The 19,025-nt window shown below is 63.5% G+C and carries 16 protein-coding genes and 1 pseudogene; 8 read left to right on the top strand and 9 right to left on the bottom strand.

The window, feature by feature from the left end; all coding sequences use genetic code 11:
* Positions 1-45: 45 nt before the first annotated feature.
* The 3 genes from tilS to SALA_RS08100 form a co-directional block, all read right to left on the bottom strand.
* A complete protein-coding gene (tilS, locus tag SALA_RS08110) occupies positions 46-1,050 on the bottom strand; it encodes a tRNA lysidine(34) synthetase TilS (protein WP_041383186.1) in 1,005 nt (334 codons plus the stop codon).
* Positions 1,004-1,945 (bottom strand): tetratricopeptide repeat protein, encoded by a 942-nt coding sequence (locus SALA_RS08105; protein WP_011541890.1) that lies wholly within the window; start codon positions 1,943-1,945, stop codon positions 1,004-1,006. Before SALA_RS08105 ends, tilS begins: the two co-directional genes overlap by 47 nt.
* A gap of 114 nt (positions 1,946-2,059) precedes the next feature.
* Complete coding sequence (locus SALA_RS08100; protein WP_011541889.1) at positions 2,060-2,917, bottom strand: helix-turn-helix domain-containing protein; 858 nt, start codon at positions 2,915-2,917, stop codon at positions 2,060-2,062.
* Positions 2,918-3,165: 248 nt separating this feature from the next.
* On the opposite strand from SALA_RS08100, the pseudogene SALA_RS17630 reads away from it, so the two are divergent.
* Positions 3,166-3,425 (top strand): annotated as a pseudogene (locus SALA_RS17630) (hypothetical protein).
* On the opposite strand, the gene hslU reads toward SALA_RS17630, so the two are convergent.
* From hslU to wecB, 6 genes are read right to left on the bottom strand one after another with little or no spacing between them, the layout of a single operon-like run.
* The gene (hslU, locus tag SALA_RS08095; RefSeq protein WP_011541888.1) at positions 3,422-4,723 is read right to left on the bottom strand and encodes an ATP-dependent protease ATPase subunit HslU; all 1,302 of its coding nucleotides are present in this window, start codon (positions 4,721-4,723) and stop codon (positions 3,422-3,424) included. The pseudogene SALA_RS17630 and the gene hslU overlap by 4 nt on opposite strands.
* Before the next feature lie 4 nt (positions 4,724-4,727).
* The gene (hslV, locus tag SALA_RS08090) at positions 4,728-5,294 is read right to left on the bottom strand and encodes an ATP-dependent protease subunit HslV (protein WP_011541887.1); all 567 of its coding nucleotides are present in this window, start codon (positions 5,292-5,294) and stop codon (positions 4,728-4,730) included.
* A 53-nt stretch (positions 5,295-5,347) separates the two neighbouring features.
* Positions 5,348-6,421 (bottom strand): mannose-1-phosphate guanylyltransferase/mannose-6-phosphate isomerase, encoded by a 1,074-nt coding sequence (locus SALA_RS08085; protein ID WP_011541886.1) that lies wholly within the window; start codon positions 6,419-6,421, stop codon positions 5,348-5,350.
* Between the two features lie 22 nt (positions 6,422-6,443).
* Positions 6,444-7,250, bottom strand: a complete 807-nt coding sequence (locus SALA_RS08080) for a class I mannose-6-phosphate isomerase (protein ID WP_011541885.1) — start codon at positions 7,248-7,250, stop codon at positions 6,444-6,446.
* Positions 7,251-7,295: 45 nt separating this feature from the next.
* Complete coding sequence (gene wecC / locus SALA_RS08075; RefSeq protein WP_011541884.1) at positions 7,296-8,591, bottom strand: UDP-N-acetyl-D-mannosamine dehydrogenase; 1,296 nt, start codon at positions 8,589-8,591, stop codon at positions 7,296-7,298.
* Positions 8,578-9,651: a non-hydrolyzing UDP-N-acetylglucosamine 2-epimerase gene (gene wecB / locus SALA_RS08070; protein WP_049754727.1), complete on the bottom strand. Its 1,074-nt coding sequence runs from the start codon at positions 9,649-9,651 to the stop codon at positions 8,578-8,580. The genes wecC and wecB overlap by 14 nt, the downstream gene beginning before the upstream one ends.
* A 173-nt stretch (positions 9,652-9,824) precedes the next feature.
* On the opposite strand from wecB, the gene SALA_RS08065 reads away from it, so the two are divergent.
* The 7 genes from SALA_RS08065 to SALA_RS08035 all read left to right on the top strand — a co-directional run bounded on the left by SALA_RS08065 (position 9,825) and on the right by SALA_RS08035 (position 19,004).
* Entirely contained in the window at positions 9,825-10,694 is an 870-nt protein-coding gene (locus tag SALA_RS08065) for a metallophosphoesterase (RefSeq protein ID WP_237700942.1), read from the top strand.
* Positions 10,695-10,944: 250 nt separating this feature from the next.
* Positions 10,945-11,652: a polysaccharide biosynthesis/export family protein gene (locus tag SALA_RS08060; RefSeq protein WP_041383185.1), complete on the top strand. Its 708-nt coding sequence runs from the start codon at positions 10,945-10,947 to the stop codon at positions 11,650-11,652.
* Positions 11,653-11,711: 59 nt separating this feature from the next.
* Positions 11,712-12,638: an NAD-dependent epimerase/dehydratase family protein gene (locus SALA_RS08055; protein ID WP_237700941.1), complete on the top strand. Its 927-nt coding sequence runs from the start codon at positions 11,712-11,714 to the stop codon at positions 12,636-12,638.
* Complete coding sequence (locus SALA_RS08050) at positions 12,635-13,198, top strand: sugar transferase (RefSeq protein ID WP_011541879.1); 564 nt, start codon at positions 12,635-12,637, stop codon at positions 13,196-13,198. The genes SALA_RS08055 and SALA_RS08050 overlap by 4 nt, the downstream gene beginning before the upstream one ends.
* A gap of 57 nt (positions 13,199-13,255) precedes the next feature.
* Positions 13,256-15,217 (top strand): polysaccharide biosynthesis protein, encoded by a 1,962-nt coding sequence (locus tag SALA_RS08045; RefSeq protein WP_011541878.1) that lies wholly within the window; start codon positions 13,256-13,258, stop codon positions 15,215-15,217.
* A 56-nt stretch (positions 15,218-15,273) separates the two neighbouring features.
* Positions 15,274-16,605 carry an O-antigen ligase family protein gene (locus SALA_RS08040; protein ID WP_192807456.1) on the top strand — a complete coding sequence of 444 codons (1,332 nt, stop codon included), beginning with the start codon at positions 15,274-15,276 and terminating at the stop codon, positions 16,603-16,605.
* Positions 16,606-16,790: 185 nt separating this feature from the next.
* Positions 16,791-19,004: a GumC family protein gene (locus tag SALA_RS08035; protein ID WP_011541876.1), complete on the top strand. Its 2,214-nt coding sequence runs from the start codon at positions 16,791-16,793 to the stop codon at positions 19,002-19,004.
* Positions 19,005-19,025: the final 21 nt, after the last annotated feature.

The following is a 19,025-nucleotide window of genomic DNA, read 5'->3' as shown; positions in this document are numbered from 1 at the left end:
CTACCCGACAAGATAGGATAATCGGGTTAAATGACAATGAGGCAATCAGGCCTTTTTGGGCGCCTTCCGGCGCGGCGCCGCGGAAATGCGCCAGATCGTCCCTGCGAGCCCGCGATCGGCGTCGATCAGCAAGGCGCCGACCATCGCGCGCCGCCCGGCGCGCATCGCGGCGATCACGCCGTCGAGCGCGGCGCCGCGCAGCGCCAGCTGCGGCGCATTGGCGCGCAGCCGATGGGCCACGATGCGGCGGAACAGTTCGGGTGGATAGGCTTCGTCGCGGATCACCGCAATGTCGGAGGCGTCGGGCCAGTCCGCGATGAGCCGATCGACCGTCCAGTCGAGCGCCTCGTCGGCCTCGGCGAGCCATGCCGCCGATTTCGCCGCGGCTACGGGGTCGAGCGCGGTCTGCGAGCGCAGCGCATGACGCAGGCGCGCGCGGTCGAAGCGATCGTCGCTGTTCGAGGGATCGTCGATGAAGGGCAGGTCGTTGTCGAGCGCGACATCGACCAGTTCGCGGCGTCGCCAGCCAAGGAGCGGGCGCAGCACGGCGCCGTTGGTGGCGCGGATCGCGGCGAGCCCGCCGACGCCGCTCGCGCGGTTGAGCCGCATGACGATCGTTTCGAGCTGATCGTCGGCATGATGCGCGGTGACGATATGGTCGAGCGCATGGGCCTCGCGCCATTGTTCGAGCAGACGATAGCGTTCGGTGCGCGCCGCCGCCTGCAGCGATCCGCGGATCGGCGTCGGCGGTCGCAGTGTCGAATGGGGGATATGTTCGCGCGCGCAGAAGGCCGCGACCATGCGCGCTTCATCGTCCGATCCCTTGCGCAGGCCATGATCGACCGTCGCCGCCCACACCTGACCGGGCAGCAGCGAGACCATCATCCAGAGCAGCGCCATGCTGTCGGGGCCGCCCGATACCGCGACGCCATAATGCAGCCGGTGCCAGCCGACGCCAAGCAGCGCCGCGAGATCGCCGGCGAGCCGCCCCGCGACGTCGCTTTCAACAGCCGGCTTTTGCTTTTGCGGCGGCAGCATCGGTGCGGACATCCTGCGGCGCCTTGTCGCCATAGACTTCGTCGAGTTCGCGGAACGCCTTGCAGGCGTCGGCCTTGCGACCGAGCCTGTCGAGCGCGACGCCCATGTACATCAGGCTGTGCGGCGCGCGCGGGCCACTTGGGCGATCCTTGTAATTATTGTAGAAGGCGACCGCGGCAAGGCTGGGCTTGCCTTCGTCGAGATAGGCGCGACCAAGCAGATTCTGCGCAAAGCTCGCATAGCTGCTTTGCGGCCATTTGGCGACGACGCTTTTCAATTGCGCCTGCGCCTCGGGATAGAGCTTGGCGTCCCAAAGCCGATAGCCATAGTCATAGGCGTCCTTGGTCTCGTTGCCCGTTGCCGGAACCTCGACCGCCTTGACGAGCGCGAGCCGGGCGGCGTCGGGTCCGGCGGGCTTGGCCCCCGGCTTGCTCGCCGGTCTGGTTGTGGGGGTTGCGACCGCTGCGGTCGCCGCGGGCGCCTTGACCGTCGGTGCAAGGCTGGCAGGGGTTGGCGTGTCTTCGCTTGCCGCTGGATCGGCAAGGCGCTTGTCCATTTCGGCCTTGTAGGCGGCAAATTGCTTTTCGAGTTCGCGCAGATGGAAAGCATTTTGCTCGGTCTGGCCGGTGAGCGCCTGCAACTGCGTTTCGAGCGCGTCGACGCGCGCGGTCAGGTCGATCACCGGCGCATTGGCGCGCGCGCGTTCGCCGGGCGTGTTGTCGGGCGCGATCTCGCCCTCGAAAAAGGTCGGGTTGCCGCCGGGAAAAACGGTGCGCTGGACCGCGCGCATTTCCTTTTCGAGCCGCTCGACGCGCTTGCCGAGCGCCGCGTCCTGCGCCGCGGCGGGCATCGTTGCGGCGAGCCCGATCGCTGCCGTTCCCAGGAAAAAGATCTGACGCATCCTCATCTGCTTTTCGGTCCCCACTCGTTAACCAGTTTGCCGTCCATAACGCGCCAGGCCGCGCCAGCGCAAACCCATTTCGGTGCGCCGCCGCGGCAACCGGCCCGGATGATCGGCGAATCAGCCCTGCGGGCGGCCCGGCGTGGCGGCGCCCGGTGCGCCCGTGCTCCCGGCACGCGCAATCAAATCGGCAGGTTTCAGCGAGATATTCTTGACCAGCGTGTCGGCGGGACCGACCGGGCCGACGTCGCGGCCACCGACCGTGACCTTCAGCGCCTGCGGGATGCTGGTGCGCAGCGTGAACTGCTCGATATAGGCGGGGGGCACCTGATAGGTTTCGCCGGGGTCGAGTGTGCGCCAATTCTGGGTCTTGCCTTCGGCATCGTCGAAACCGATCCATACTTCGGAGAGGCCGGTCAGCACGACGGGAGCATTCTCCGCCACCCCGGCGGACGCGCCGCCGGCCTTGGCCGCAGGCACCGTGCTCGCCGCGCTTTCGGGCGCTTCCGATGCGTCGGCGTCGCGGTTCTGCGCGGCGATGAGCGCCTCGTCGGGTTCGACCGACAGGAAGCGCCAGACGCCATAGGCCGACGCGAGCAGAAGCGTCACGATAACGAGCGTCCAGGTCAGCCGCGCGGTCGGCAGGCGCGCGGGATCGGTCGGCTCATAGGCTTCGTAAAGGGGCCGCGAGCCATATTCATCCTCTTCGAGTTCCCGACGGATCGCCGCGCCGATCTCGGCCTCGGGCAAGTTCACGGCGCGGGCATAAGCGCGCGCAAAGCCGGTGACATAGGTGCGGCCCGGCAGCTCGGAAAAATCGGACTTTTCAATGGCCGCCAGATGACGCTGGGTGATGCGCGTGCGCGTCGCCACATCGGCCAGCGACAATCCCGCGGCCTCGCGCGCCAGCCGAAGCCGATCGCCGGTGCGCGTGATCGCCAGCTCGCCCTGCTGCGGGGCGACGTCCTCATCCGTCATTGCTGTCTCCGTACCGGCCGCTTGACCCAGATCGACCGTGTCCCCCGTTCATCGCATTGCGAACGCGCGAAAGTCAAATGAAGTTCGGCAAACGGACGGGTAAAACGCTGCCGATTTGGGTTTGTTGATGAAGGGTTTGGACCATTGCCGCGGAAGCGCGAGGGAAGGGCGGTTCGGGGGTCGCTTCCTGACCTTCCTCCATTCGTCATCCCGGCCCGCGCCGGCACGCCCCGCTAGAGCGCGATGACATGATATTGACCCACCGTGATTGCCCCCTGAAGTTCGTCGGCAAGAAGCGTCTCGCAGGAGACGGGCTGGTTGCCCGGTCCAGAGACGCGCCGCTGTCCGGCGGGCTTCAGGGGGCAACCCCTCCGGGGCGGGTCGATTCTGGCCGATTGCCACGTTGCTCGTCGGGCGCGATGTCCCGCATCGCGCCGCTCCTCGCGCCTCGCACTCGGCCAGAATCGCCTCCGTCACGGTGGGTCAATATCATGTCATCGCGCTCTAAAGCACATATTTGCTGAGATCGGTGTCGCCCACGACATCGGCAAGCTGGCGGTCGACATAGGCGGCGTCGATGTCGATCGTCGCGCCGGGAGCATCCTCGGCGGTGAAGCTGATTTCCTCGACCAGCCGTTCCATGATCGTCTGAAGTCGGCGCGCGCCGATATTCTCGACCTTTTCGTTCACTTCGGCGGCGAGTTTCGCGACGCGCGCGATCGCGTCGGGGGCGAAGTTCAGCGTCACGCCCTCGGTGCCGAGCAGCGCGACATATTGTTCGGGCAGCCCCGCCTTCGTCTCGCTCAGGATGCGGACGAAATCCTCCTCGGTGAGCGCACCGAGTTCGACGCGGATCGGCAGGCGGCCCTGGAGTTCGGGGAGCAGGTCGCTGGGCTTGGCGACGTGAAAGGCGCCCGACGCGATGAAGAGGATATGATCGGTCTTCATCGGGCCATATTTGGTCGCGACGGTCGTGCCCTCGATGAGCGGCAAGAGGTCGCGCTGCACCCCCTCGCGACTGACCGATCCGCCGCGCACGTCGCTGACCGCGATCTTGTCGATCTCGTCGAGGAAGACGATGCCGTTGGCCTCGGCATCGGCGAGCGCGACGCGGGCGACATCGTCCTGGTCGAGCCTTTTGTCCTGCTCCTCCTCGATCAACCGCGTCGCGGCGTCGATCACCTTCATCTTGCGGCGTTTCCTGGGCAGGCCGCCCATCGCCTTGCCGAGCATGTCGGACAGGTTGATCATGCTCATCTGCCCCGGCTGGCCGGGCAGTTCGAAACTCATGCCGGGCGCGTCGGCGACCTCGATCTCCACCTCGCTGTCGTCGAGATGGCCTTCGCGGATGCGTTGGCGAAAGCTCTGGCGCGTCGCCTCGCTCGCGCCCTTGCCGGTGAGCGCGTCGAGCAGCCGTTCCATCGCGGCCTCTTCGGCGGCGGCGCGCACGGCGTCGCGGCGGCGGTCCTTTTCCAGCCGCACCGCCTCTTCGACGAGGTCGCGCGCGATCTGCTCGACGTCGCGGCCGACATAGCCGACCTCGGTGAACTTGGTCGCCTCGACCTTGATGAAGGGCGCATCGGCGAGCTTGGCCAGGCGGCGCGAAATCTCGGTCTTGCCGCAGCCGGTGGGGCCGATCATCAGGATATTCTTCGGCGTCACCTCGTCGCGCAGCTCGGCGGGCAGCTGCTGGCGGCGCCAGCGGTTGCGCAGCGCCACCGCGACCGCGCGCTTCGCCGCATCCTGGCCGATGATATGCGTGTCCAGTGCGGCGACGATCGCCTTCGGGGTCAAATCTTTGTTCATGGGATTACGCCTGGATTTCGATGGTTTCGAGCGTGAACTGGTCGTTGGTATAGACGCAGATCTCGGCGGCGACGGCCATCGCCTTTTTCGCCAGCACCTCGGGGTCTTTTTCGTAATCGGCGAGCGCGCGGGCCGCCGACAGCGCGAAATTGCCGCCCGAGCCGATCGCGACGATGCCGCCCGTGGGTTCGAGCACGTCGCCGTTGCCGGTGATGACGAGCGTGACTTCCCTGTCGGCGACGATCATCATCGCCTCCAGGTTGCGCAGATATTTGTCGGTGCGCCAGTCCTTCGCCAGTTCGACCGCGGCGCGGAGAAGCTGGCCGTTGTGGCGCTCCAGCTTGGCCTCGAGCCGCTCGAACAGCGTGAAAGCGTCGGCGGTCGCGCCCGCGAAGCCGCCGATCACGCTGCCGTCGTGCAGGCGGCGGACCTTGCGGGCGTTGGGCTTCATCACCGTCTGGCCCATCGACACCTGCCCGTCGCCGATGACGACGACCTTGCCTTCGTTGCGGGCCGAAAGAATGGTGGTTCCGTGCCAGGGCGCGGCACTTTGCGCGTGGGGATGGGTCATGCCGCGCGATATGGGCGATGGCGGGTGGCGCCGCAAGGGGCGGGCGAGCGCCTTCAGCCGGGCGAGCGCTTGGCGAGCGCTTCGACGATCGCCTTGACCTCCTGCGCCCGCTCGCGCGGGATGACGAGGATGTCATCGCCGTGCGCGACGACGATAAGGTCCGAAACACCGACGACGGCGATCCGTTTGCCATCGCCCGCGCGCAGATAATTGTCGGCCGCGTCGAGGGCGATGATCTCGCCGATGCGGACATTGCCCGCCATATCCTTGTCGCCGAGTTCGTGAAGCGCGGCCCAGCCGCCGACGTCGGACCAGCCGGGATCGACGGGAACGACGACGACATGGCTGGCGCCCTCCATCACCGCATAATCGACCGAGTTCGACGGGCTGGCGAGGAAGGCGTCGGCGTGCGGATGGACCTTCGCGCCGTCTGACCGCGCACCGTCCATCGCCGCCGTGCAGGCGGACGCCATTGCGGGCTGTTGCCGCTCCAGTTCGGCAAGGAAACGGTCGGCGCGCATCAGGAATATGCCGGCGTTCCAGTAATGACTGCCTTCGTCCAGCATCGCTTCTGCGCGCTCGCGCGGCGGCTTTTCGACGAAGCGGCGTACCATGCGCACGCCCGGAGCGCCGATCACCGGATCGCCCGCCGCGATATAGCCATAGCCGGTTTCGGGATGCGACGGCGCAATGCCGAAGGTCGCGAGCGCGCCGCCTTCGACCGCGGGGCGCGCCGCCTCGACCGCTTTGCGGAAGGTTGGCACGTCGGTCATCACATGGTCGGCTGGCATGACGAGGATCATCGCGTCGGGATCGTCCGAACGCGCGGCCAGCGCGGCGAGCGCAATCGCCGGGGCGGTGTTGCGCGCCGCGGGCTCGACGATGATCCGCGCGTCGTCGATGCGCGCCGCGGCCAGATCGACTTCGACATGCGCGACGTGCGCCGGACCGCACACGACCAGCGGCGCGGCGAAGCGGGTGCGATCGCTCGCGCGCTCCACCGTGTGCCGGAACATGCTGTCGCCGCCTGTGAGCGGCTGGAACTGCTTGGGAGCCTCGGCGGTCGATACGGGCCAGAGGCGCGTGCCGGAGCCGCCGGAAAGGATGACGGGGACGATGATGGTCATGGACAAGCTTTAGGGCGCGAAATCAGGTGGGCCAACTCAGTAAAGCACGGGCACCGGGTTCCAGCGCGATGGCGTCGGCGCGGTCGGTGGCCACGCATTCGCCGAGGCCGATGGGCTCGCCCGCGATCGCGCAACCCGGCGAGAGCGGTGTGAAAATATAGTCGGCATGGTGGTGTGGCAGAAGCGCGGCGGCATCGGCGCCGGCGAGGTGGAGCAGGCCGAAATGCGGGCCGTCGACGAGCAGCCGCGACCTGGCGGGATCGACCCGGCCATCGCGCGGATCGGCGACCGGCTTCGTCGCCGCGACCGCGAGTCCTTCATCCAGATGAAGCTCGCGCGGGCGCCCATAATCATAGAGGCGATAGGTGCAGTCGATATTCTGTTGCACCTCGACGATGACCAGCCCGCCGCCGATCGCATGGATCGTGCCCGCGGGGTTATAGATGAAATCGTCGGTCCGGGCGGCTCGCCAATCGACCATGTTCACGATCGTGCCGTCGAGCGCGGCATGGCGCAGCGCCTCGGATGTCGTCGGGGCGTTAAGGCCGACGCCCAATTCAGCGCCAGGGTCCGCATTCAGGACGAGCCAGCACTCCTCCTTGCCGCGCGGATAGCCCGCCGTGATCGCTGCCTCATCGTCAGGATGAACCTGAATCGACAGGCGTTCGGAAGTGAAAAGAAACTTGACCATGATGGGCGCGTCGCGGCCATCGGGATGCGAAAACCAGATCTCGCCGACACGGCGATCGCCAAAATCGCCGAAGTCGCCGGCAATGTCAGTCCGCCCCCAGGGCTTTTCCACGATGATCGTTTCGAGGCGAGACAACATCGCGCCACCATGTTGGGCCTGCCATGAGACGTCAAGCAAGAACGGTCAGGCTGCGCGAGTGAAACGGTTTGTATTGCCGACACTTGGCTGATCGGGCCACAGCCCGCGCGTGTCATAGACAATCTTGTCGCCGCGTTCCTCGAGCGGGATCGACTTGAACAGATCGTGGTCGACCAGGACGATGAGCAGGTCGCAGCTCGCCAGGGCGCTGTCGAGATCGATCAGTTCGGCGCCCGTGCCCGCGAAGTCCATGGGCAGTCCGCGCGCATAGGGTTCGACGATGCGGATCTGCTGGCCGAAACGGCGCGCGAGCGCGGCGGCGACTTCGACCGCGGGGCTTTCGCGAAAATCGTCGATATTGGGCTTGAAGGCGAGGCCGAGGCAGGCGACGCGCGCTTCCGGATGCTGCGACACCAGCATTTCGGCGGCGCCGATGACATGCGCTGTCTTGGCGAGATTGACCTCGCGCGCGGTGCGGATCAGGCGGCTGTGGCCGGGCGCGCCATGGACGAGGAACCAGGGATCGACCGCGATGCAATGACCGCCGACGCCGGGGCCGGGTTGCAGGATATTGACGCGCGGGTGGCGGTTGGCGAGGCGGATCACCTCCCATATATCGACGCCGAGATGTTCGGCCATCATCGACAGCTCGTTGGCAAAGGCGATGTTGACGTCGCGGTAGCTGTTCTCGACCAGCTTCACCATTTCGGCGGCGCGCGCCGAGGTGGTGACGCAGGCACCGCGAACGAACTGGCGATAAAAGGTCATCGCACGGCGCGCGCAGCGCGGGGTGATCCCGCCGATGCAGCGGTCATTGTCGACCAGCTCGACGAGGATGCGCCCCGGCAGCACGCGCTCGGGGCAATAGGCGACGAAGATGTCGGCGGCGCCGGTGCAGGCGCCCGGAACCTTGAGGTCGGGGCGCAGCTCGGCGAGCAGCGCCGCGACCTTTTCGGTCGTGCCGACGGGCGAGGTCGATTCGAGGATGACGAGATTGCCGGGTACGAGTTGCGGCGCGATGGCGCGTGCGGCCGAGAGCACATGGCTGATGTCGGGGCGATGCTCGTCGTCGTGCGGGGTCGGGACCGCAATCACGAACACGTCGGCGGGGGCGACCTTTGTCGAGGCGACCAGCGAGCCGCGTGAAACGACGCCCTGGACAAGGCCGTCGAGATCGACCTCCTCGATATGCACCTTGCCGCTGTTCACCGTCTCGACGACATGCTTGCTGACATCGACGCCCGTGACCTTGCTGCCCGACCGCGCGATCAACGCCGCGGTGGGCAGGCCGATATAGCCCAGACCGAGGACGGTAACATTCTGGTCGCTATCGATGGGCACGCGCAACAATCTCCGCTATTCGTTCCGCGGCGCGGCCGTCCCCGAAGGGATTATGCGCGCGCGCCATGGCGTTATAGGCGCCTTCATCGTCCAAAAGGCTGAAAATTTCCGAAACGATGCGATTTTTGTCGGTGCCGACGAGCCGTGCGGTGCCCGCCTCGATGCCTTCGGGCCGCTCGGTCGTCTCGCGCATCACGAGCACCGGCTTGCCGAGCGAGGGCGCTTCCTCCTGCACCCCGCCGCTGTCGGTGAGCACCAGCGTGCTCAGCGCGAGCAGCCGAACGAAATGCGGATAATCGAGCGGATCGATCAGCGCGACATTGGGGAGCGCGCCGAGGATCGGCTCCATCGCGCTGCGGACATGCGGGTTGGGATGAACCGGGAAAATCACCGCCACGTCAGGACGTGCGGCGATCCCGGCGATCGCTTCGGCAATGGCTTTCATGCCGTCGCCGAAATTCTCGCGCCGGTGCGAGGTGACGGCGATGATGCGTTTGCCCGCAAAGCGGCGGGCGAGCGGGTCGAGCCCCGCGGCCAGCGATGGCTCCTCCTCGATCCGCGCCTGCGTTGCGAGCAGCGCATCGATCACGGTGTTGCCGGTGACGTGAATGCGCTCGGCAGGCACATTTTCGGCGCGCAGCGCCGCCGCGGCGGTTTCGGTCGGCGCGAAATGCAGGTCGGCGACGGCGCCCGTCACCTTGCGGTTCACCTCTTCGGGCCAGGGGTGATAGATATTGCCGCTGCGCAGCCCCGCCTCGACATGCCCGACCGGAATCTTGCGGAAATAGGCGGCCAGCGTCGCCGCCATTGTCGTCAGCGTGTCGCCGTGGACGAGGATGCGGTCGGGCTTTTCGGCATCGAAGGCTTCGCCCAGACCGGTGACGAGCCGCGCGAGCAGCGCATCGAGCGACTGGTCGGGTGTCATGACGTCAAGGTCGATATCGGGTGTGATCCGCGCGATTTCGAGCACCTGGTCGAGCATCTCGCGATGCTGCGCGGTGACGCAGACGCTGACCCGAACGTCATCGCGCGCCGCCAGCGCCCGAACGACCGGGAACATTTTGATCGCTTCCGGGCGAGTGCCGAAAGCAATGACGATATGATCGGTCACGTCGCTACGATCCTGAAATCCGGTTGAAAAAGGCAAGCTCAGCCTTATATATCCAAAGGGTTGCCGTTGTCCTAACCTTGGATGGACGCGATCATTCTTTGCCGCAGGCCGGCGACAGCTGATTGACGCGCGGCGCCTTTGGCTGGTCAACTATCAGCGACTTCGCTAAGGGCGGCCTTTCCCGATATTCGCTGTTCGTTTGTGGCAAGGTTTTTTGCGGGCTGATGACTTTCTTTTCCAGGTTCAAGCGGGGGAGACTGGCGCCCGCCGCCGACACACGTTCGATGGCTGATGGCATATTGCTGTATGCGATCGGCGATATTCATGGTCGCGACGATCTCTTTTCCGATCTGCTCGACAAGATCGCGGCCGACCGGCGGGGCCGCCCGCATGAGCTTTGTGTGCTGGTCCTGCTTGGCGACCTCGTGGATCGCGGCCCCGATTCCGATCGAGTCATTGAACGGGCGCTTTCGCTGCCCGCCCATTTCGATCGGGTCCATCATCTGATCGGTAACCACGAGGAATCGATGCTGGCGGCGCTCGCCAAGGACGTCCGCGCACTTCGCTTTTTCGTGCGCATCGGTGGTGAAGCTACGATCAGGAGCTATTTGCGCGACGACAAGCTCTATGATCGATTGACGTTCGAGGAACTCGCGGACGTTTTCAGCGACGCGGTTCCAAGGTCGCACATGGATTTCCTTCGCCGGGGTGAGGACATGGTGCGTTACGGAGACTATGTTTTTGTCCATGCCGGGGTGCGGGATTCGGTGCCACTTGATCGGCAGAAGCTGACCGATCTCCGATGGATTCGGGATGAGTTTCTGAGCAGCAAGCGGGACCACGGCGCGTTGATCGTCCACGGACACACGATTGCCGCGGAGGTGGAGGAACGCCCAAATCGCATCGGAATTGATACGGGCGCTTATCGAACCGGCCGCCTGACCGCCATCGGTCTTTATGGCACCGATCGGTGGTATCTGCAGACCCCGTAGACGGCAAATGGCGCCGCCCGACACCGGCGCACGGCATGGCGAACGCTTCGGCGCATTCATCGGGAAGCAACTTGTGCTTGAATCCGAATGTGACTAATCACCCGGCCGAACGCGTCCGTAACGAAGCCGCGTATGCTTTCGTGCCGGATAAATCAGCTTCGAATTATAATCTGAAGGAAGACAAATGCCGGTTCACACATCGCCGCGACATTCCGTGCGAGTTTGGAGCTGGTGCCCGGCGACTTGGGCAATGTTACTTGTCTGCCTGTTCCCGGCCGCGATGCTGGCAGGGTGTGCTGCACCGCAACTGGGTGGCTCGCCACAGGTCCGCGTCATTCCGGCAGACAGCCTGCCGGAACCCGGCGGCGCTGACACGCTATCCGACGAGCGACCCTATCTTATCGGGCCTTTCGACAGGCTGACTATCGACGTTTTCGGCATTCTCGAACTCAGCAAGCGCGAAGTGCAGACGGATGCGAGCGGCCGTTTTTCCTTTCCGCTCGCCGGCGTGATCCAGGCTGCCGGAAAGACTCCGGCCGAGGTCGAGCAGTATCTTCGCTCCAAGCTGATGCAGGCACATATTCGTGACCCGCAGGTCACCGTCAACCTGAAGGAGACGGGCAGCCAGTTTGTCACCGTTGAGGGACAGGTCCGCAAGCCCGGTCTCTACCCGGTGGTCGGCAAGATGACCTTGCTTCGTGCGATTGCCACGGCCGAAGGTACCGCCGAGTTCGCACGTCTTGACGAGGTCGTCGTGTTCAGGACGGTTGAAGGTCAGAAATATGCTGCGCTGTTCAACCTGAAAGCTATTCGCCGCGGGGCCTATGCCGACCCCGACATTCATGCGAACGACGTCGTTGTTGTGGGCGATTCCGCGTCGCGCCGTCTTTTCCGTGATGTCCTGCAGGTCGTGCCCCTGTTGACAACGCCGATTGTCGTTGCATTGCAGAACAACTGACCGGCGCCGATTAAGCGTTGAACCCCAGCACAGTTGAGCCCGAGCACTCAGTCATGAGGATGGTTGCGGTCACCGGCGCATCAGGTTTTCTGGGGCGGCAGGTCGTCGGGAAGCTTGCGGCGTCGGGGTATCGCGTTCGCGCCCTGACCAGGGCGGGTGGCGGTATCGCCTCGGCAGCCGAGACTATCGCGACCGGTGATATTGTCGAGGCCGATCTAGAAGGTCTGGTCGCGGGATGTGACGCCGTGGTGAACTGCACGGCGCGCGTTCACATCCTGCGGCGCGAGGATCCGGCATTCGCGGAGCGGCAGTATCGGCGGATCAACGGCGAGTTTCCGCTTCGCCTTGCCGAGGTCGCAAGACGCGCAGGGGCAAGGCGTTTTGTGCAGATAAGCTCGGTTGCCGCAGTCATGTCGCAGACTCCGGCGGGCAGCGTCGTCGACGACGGTTGCCCGCCCGAACCGACGACCCCCTATGGCAGCAGCAAGCTGTTGGCCGACATCGGACTCGCGCAACTCGACCGTGAGGGGTTTCGTACCGTGTCGCTTCGGCCGCCGGCTCTGATCGGGCCGGGCGTAACGGCATGGTTTGCCGCGCTGGTAAAAGCAGCTCGAATCGCCGTGCCGCTCCCGATTGGACGGATCGACAATCGCCGCAGTTTTGCCTTCGTGGGCAATGTGGCCAGTTCCGTTGTGGCGGCGGTGGAGCAGGAACATTCCGGATGCTTCATCGTCACCGACAGCGTGCCGTTATCAACGGCCTCGCTTTACCGGAAATTGTTGATGAGCTTCGGGCATCCTGATCTTGTCTGGAGCTGGCCGCCAGAACTTGTCAGAAAATGCGCACAATTCGCTCTGCGCGGACGTGCTGACAGTCTGCTCGGAAACGCGGCATTCGATGGTGTGCGTTTTACCCGCCTGTTCGGGTGGGCGCCGGAAATCCCGTTCGACAGGGCCATTCTGATGACGACGGGAACGGACGAATGATAAAAAGAGTATTCGACCTGATGCTCGCTTCGCTTACTGTCATTCTGCTGGCCCCGTTGATGCTTTGCGTGGCGCTTGCGATCCGTCTGGATTCGGCGGGGCCAGCGGTGTTCTGGTCGCAGCGTTTTGGCCGTGACGGGCGATTGTTCCTGATGCCGAAGTTTCGGACGATGCACATCGACACCCCGCTGCTTCCGACACATTTGCTTCGGGACGGCGCGAGCCGGGTGACGCGCCTTGGGCGCTTTTTGCGGCGCACCAGCCTTGATGAGTTGCCGCAGCTTTTCAGTGTTATCGCCGGAGACATGAGCCTGGTGGGGCCCCGGCCAGCGCTATTCAACCAAGATGATCTGATGCGTTTGAGGGCGGAATGCGGCGTTACCGCGCTTCGGCCTGGAATAACCGGCTGGGCGCAGATCAACGGCCGCGACGAACTTACGATCTCAGAGAAAGTGACGTTGGAGCGTGAATATCTGGCTCGAATGAGCCTCGCCTTCGACGTAAAGATCCTGATCCTTACGATAGTGCGGGTTCTGGATCGCCGCAGCATTTCGCATTGATGTTTGCACTTGAAGATTTGGATCTCCAATCTTTTCATCCCGCGCTGAGGTCTGGACGTGTTTGAACGATTCTTCACTGATGCTTCGACCCAAATGATCACGTTCGCTGCGCGTATGCTTTTCTGGCCGCGTTGGGGAAAGCTGCTGCTTGTTCTCGTTTGCGACGCGATTTTGGGACTGGTAGCGTCCGCGATGGCCTTTTCCATTCGGTTGGGCGAATGGAGTTCCGATGACTGGCCGGTCCTGCGCTTTGGCCTCACCATGTTGTTGCTATGGTTTCCGATTGCCTTTTGGCGCGGGATCTATTCGGCCATATTTCGATACGCCGGTCGCGGGGTATTGATCTCGCTGGCGGTGGCCGTCGCCATGATGACGGTGCCGCTGATCGTCATCTATATGTATGTCGGTTATCCAGGTGTGCCTCGGACGATCGCCATTCTCGGCCCGATCCTGTTCCTGCTGCTTATGGGAGTCGCGCGGATCGTCGGCCGCTATGTGCTGGTGGATCTTTTCCATTCGCGTGACTTTGTGGGGCGCGAGCGGAACGTGCTCATCTATGGTGCCGGCACGACCGGTCAGCGATTGGCAGCATCTTTGAGTTCCGAAGGCGGCCTGAGGGTTGCGGGCTTTCTTGACGATGATCGTGACAAGCGGGGCAAGCGAATAGACGGTGCCCGCATCTTTCACAGCGACGATATCGAAAGCGTGCTGAATCAGCTCGGCGTCACCGACATCGTTCTGGCGATGACGCAGGTCGGCGATGAGCGGCGCAAGCAGATCATCCGGAATCTGGCGCGGTTCAGCATAAACGTCCAGATGCTTCCACCCGTCAGGGACATTCTTGAAGGCAAGATTTCGGCAAGCGCCATCCGTCCGATAGAGGTCGAGGATCTGTTGGGTCGCCCGCCGGTGGCACCCGACCGGGAATTGTTGTCGCGGTCCGTCAAGGGCAAGCATGTGATGGTAACCGGCGCCGGCGGTTCGATCGGCAGCGAATTGTGCCGACAGATACTACGGCTGGCACCGCACTCGCTCACCCTCGTCGAATCCAGTGAGTTTTCCCTCTTCAGGCTTCAAAACGAACTGGAAGCGATCCTCGATCGGCTCCCCGACGGTATCCGGCCCCTTCTTCGGGCGAAATTGTCGAATGTTGCGGATGCCGCAGCGGTGGAGCGCCTGTTCGCTGATGAGGCGCCCGACACCATCTATCATGCCGCGGCGTACAAGCATGTGCCGCTGCTGGAGGAGAACCCGCTTGACGGCGTCGCCAACAATATCCGCGGCACACGCAACATGGCCGAGATGGCCGTCAAAAAGGGTGTCGGTCGCTTTATTCTGATCAGCACCGACAAGGCCGTGCGTCCTCCGAACGTGATGGGGGCCAGCAAACGCGTCTGCGAGATGCTGCTGCAGGACATGAGCCGGTCGCGGAAGCCCGACGGCACCATTTTCTCGATGGTTCGCTTCGGCAACGTGCTGGGTTCGAGCGGATCGGTCGTTCCGACCTTTCGACAACAGATCGAACGCGGCGGCCCGGTGACGGTGACCCACCGCGATGTTACACGCTATTTCATGACGATCCCCGAAGCGGCCGAGCTGGTGATCCAGGCAGGCAGCATGGCGACGGGCGGCGAAGTGTTCCTGCTCGATATGGGGGAGCCGGTGCGCATCTGGGACCTCGCCGAAACCATGGTGCGGCTGTCCGGCCTTACGATCCGTTCGTCCGCCAACCCCGGTGGCAGCATCGAGATCGTCGAGCGCGGGTTGCGCAAGGGCGAAAAATTGTTCGAGGAACTTCTGGTCGGCGAGGAATCGCAGCCCACCGCGCATCCGCGGATCATGCAGGCGCGCGAAGAATGTGTCAGCCACGAGTGCCTTTATGAATATCTGACGGCAATCGAGGCCGCGATTGCGGCGGCCGATCCCCGTGGTTGCCGAGCCGCATTGAAACGGCTAGTGCCCACCCTGCACGATCAGTCCCCAGCAACCGTCCCCGCGCCGGAACATTCAACTAGATGAAAAAAAATATCTTTCGTTCGAGTTCGGCGCCGGAACTGGTCCTGGTCCTGATCCTGGTGGCCGCGCTGATCCTGGGAGGCAGCGGCCGCGACGATGTGACGTCGCTTATTGTCCTTCGCCCGATTTCGATGCTGGCGCTCGCGGTCGCCCTTTGCTTTTTGCCGCGCGCCGTTTGGCAACGGAACAAGGCGCTGCTGACGTGCGCGTTCGCGGCGGTCCTGCTGGTTGCCCTTCAATTGGTGCCGCTTCCCCCAGCGATCTGGCACGCCCTGCCTGGGCGCGACTTTGTTGTGGCGATCGACCGGGCGGCAGGCATGCCCGACATCTGGCGACCGGTGAGCCTGGTTCCCTATCGCACGGCGAACGCGCTGATGGCGCTGGCGCTTCCCGTCGCCGTGCTGTTGCTCGCGTTGACCATTGAGCGAGAACGCCATTACCGCATCGCGCTGCTCCTTCTGGCGGGGGTGTTCGCCTCCGCCTTGTTCGGTCTCCTTCAGATCATCGGGGGTGAAGGCAATCCCTTTTACCTGTACAGGATCACCAATGACGGATCCGCCGTTGGCCTTTTCGCCAATCGAAACCACCATTCGGTTGCGCTCGCCATGGGCTTTCCTCTGACCGCTGCGCTTGTCGCGATGACCATGCGCAGGAATGAGGAGAATTCTGGCGCGTTGCAATGGGGTGGGCTGGCTTTCGCTGCGCTATTGTTGCCATCCCTCCTTGTCGCGCAGTCCCGGGCGGGGGTTCTGATGGGCCTGGTCGGTTTGGCATCGGTGCCCTTCATCCTCAAGATATCGCCGTTGCAGATCGCGGCGGGGCTTGGGGGGCGCGGCGTGAAGTGGAAGATGGGGCTTGCGCTCGCCGCGCTTGTCGCGGTCGCTTTCCTGACCGTCCAGATGACAGCGTTCAATTCCTTCGACCGGCTGTTCGCGTCGGCTTCCGGCTCTGAAGCGTCGCTGCGTTTCAATACCTGGCCCGCGGCGATCCGGCTGGCAATGGAAAGTCTGCCGTTCGGGACGGGAATGGGAAGCTTTGTTGAAGCATATCGCGTCGTCGAACCCGATTTCATGTTGCGACCGCAGTATATGAATCATGCTCATAATGACCTCATCGAACTCTTTCTGACAGGCGGCTTGCCTGCGATGCTATTGCTCGCTGTGAGCCTGGTCGTCGTCGTGCGCGGCTATTTTCGCGGATCGTCGGAAGATCGGTCGGGAACCTCGCTGATGTTCCGGCGGCTGGGCGCCGTCCTCCTGCTGCTCGTCTTCCTGGCGAGCTGCTATGATTATCCGCTGCGGACGCCGCTTATGGCCGCGATTTTTTCGCTTGCGCTGACCTGGACAGCGGGGCGATCGGTTGGTGACCAATCGTCGGGCGAAAGGCGTTGATGCGATGGGGATTCCGCTCAGCCGCTGCTCTGCGACAAGGTCTTTCCGTTGGCAATCAATGGAAGGGCTGTTAAACGCCCCGCGTCTCCTGCGAACAGCAAGGAGAACTTTATGGTGCCGAACCACCATCGGATGGAGGTTCGCGAGGCGCGATTCATTTTTTCGTTTCATGCAGATCAGGTAATATGAACCACATTGAAACTTCGCGTCCTGCGCCGCGGCCGCTGGCAACCCTTGCAGGGGAGGAGTCCGGAGCCGGCCAGCCGCAAGGCTCGCTCAAGCCCATCCTCATCGAATATCTGCACATTTTCAAACGACGGAAATGGTGGATCGCATCGACAATCTGTAGCGCGCTGATCATCGCGCTTGTCGTCACCTTGCTGATGCGTCCGGTGTATACGGCAACGACTCAGATCGAGATCAACCGGGAGCAAAAGAATATCACCAACGTCGTGGGCATCGAATCCGAAGCGACGGGACGCAATCTGGAGTTTTATCAGACGCAATACTCGTTGATGGAAGCACGTTCGCTGGCCGAGCGCGTTGCCAAGCGGCTGCGCCTTGAGACGAACGAGAATTTCTGGGCCGCTCATGGGATCGATATGTCTGATTTTTCAGACGCCGATGCCCGGTCGCCGCGGCCATCGCGCGGGTCGAGCGAGCGGTTGCGCATCACGGTCGATACGCTGCTTGACCATGTCGTGATCAGCCCGACCAGGGGGTCGGCCCTCGTCGACGTCAGCTATTCGTCCTATGACCCGGAAATGTCGGCGCAGATTGCCAACGCCTGGGCCAATGAGTTCATCGCGCAGAGCATCGCGCGCAAGTTCGATTCGACGGCCGAGGCGCGCAGCTTCCTCGAACGTCGCCTTGCCGAGTTACGTCAGCGTGTCGAGGATTCGGAGCGCGCGCTGGTCGATTTCGCGTCGAGCCGAAACATCGTAACGATCGGAAACAATGAAAATGGCGCAGGCAGCACGGCGCAGATTCGCGAGCGTACGCTCGCGGCCGACAGCCTGAGCTCGCTGAACAGCGAATTGGTGAAAGCGACAGCGGATCGCATCCTGATGGAATCCAGAACCCGCGCAATCGGTGCGGTGCGAACCAATGACACCTTGTCGCGATTGCGTGAACAGCGGGCAAAGGACGCCTCCGAATATGCGCAGCTCATGCAACAGTTCGATCCGGGCTATCCTGTGGCGATGGCGCTGCAACGTCGCATCGACGAACTCGACCAGTCGATTGCGCGGGAGGAGCAGCGCATCACGCGCGAAGCGCGCGAGGATTATCGTGCAGCCGTGGAGCGTGAAAACAATCTGAAAGCGCGGGTCGTAGCGCTGTCGAACCAGGTGCTCGACCAGCGCCGCGACGCGATCCAGTACAATATTTATCAGCGTGAGGCCGATACCAACCGTCAGCTTTATGATGCTCTGCTGCAGCGTTACAAGGAAATCGGGGTCGCGGGCGTTTCGGCGAACAACATCGCGGTGATCGACCGCGCCGAGCCTCCGCGTCTGCCGTCGTCGCCGAAACTGCTGGTCAACCTGTTCATCGCGCTTGTCCTGGGGTCGATTGCGGCGCTGGTGCTGGTGTTCTTACTGGAACAGTCGCAGGAAGGCGTGAGCGACCCGTCGCGCATTCCGGACCAGCTAGGTCTGCCCTTGCTGGGCAGTGTGCCCAAGGTCGAAGAAGGCGTGGCGATCGTCGAAGAGATCCGCGACCCGAAATCAAACGTGTCCGAAGCCTATTTCGCGATCAAGTCGAGTCTGGCCTTCTCGACCTCTCACGGCATTCCGCGGTCGATCATGGTCGTCAGTTCGCAGCCCGCGGAAGGCAAGAGCATATCCTCGCTGTCGCTTGCGACCGTGCTTGCGCGGGTGGGCAAAAAGGTGATTCTGATCGACGTCGACATGCGCAAGCCCTCGCTGCACAAGCATATCGGGGTCAAGCGGGACCACGGTGTCAGCAACTATCTGGCGGGCGAGGACGACTATCGTCCGCTCATCAGGGAAGTGATGCCGAATCTTGACTTCATTCCCGCCGGACCGTCTGTGCCAAGCGCTGCCGAATTGCTCAGTAGCGATCGGATGGCAGACTTTGTCAGGACGCTTGAGAAACATTATGATCATGTGATCGTCGATTCCGCCCCGATCATCGGGCTGGCCGACGCGCCGCTCCTCAGCCGGACCGTCGAAGCGGTGGTGGTCGTCATTGAGGCCGGCCGTGTTCCGGTCCGCGGCATCAATTCGGCGCTGTCACGATTGCGTTCGGCTGGGGCGCCGCTGATCGGCGTCATTTTGACGAAACTCGACAAGCGTGATTCGGAATATGGCTATGGATACGCATATTCCTATGAATATACGAGCCGAGGTGCCGAAACCGAGTCGGCCAGTGGCTGACGGGATGGCGGGATCGCGCGT

Origin of the sequence: Sphingopyxis alaskensis RB2256, from assembly GCF_000013985.1 — a bacterium.
In the GTDB taxonomy this organism is placed as follows: domain Bacteria; phylum Pseudomonadota; class Alphaproteobacteria; order Sphingomonadales; family Sphingomonadaceae; genus Sphingopyxis; species Sphingopyxis alaskensis.
The sequence above is the reverse complement of the archived record's forward strand: the minus strand, read 5'-3'. Positions and strand labels throughout refer to the sequence as shown.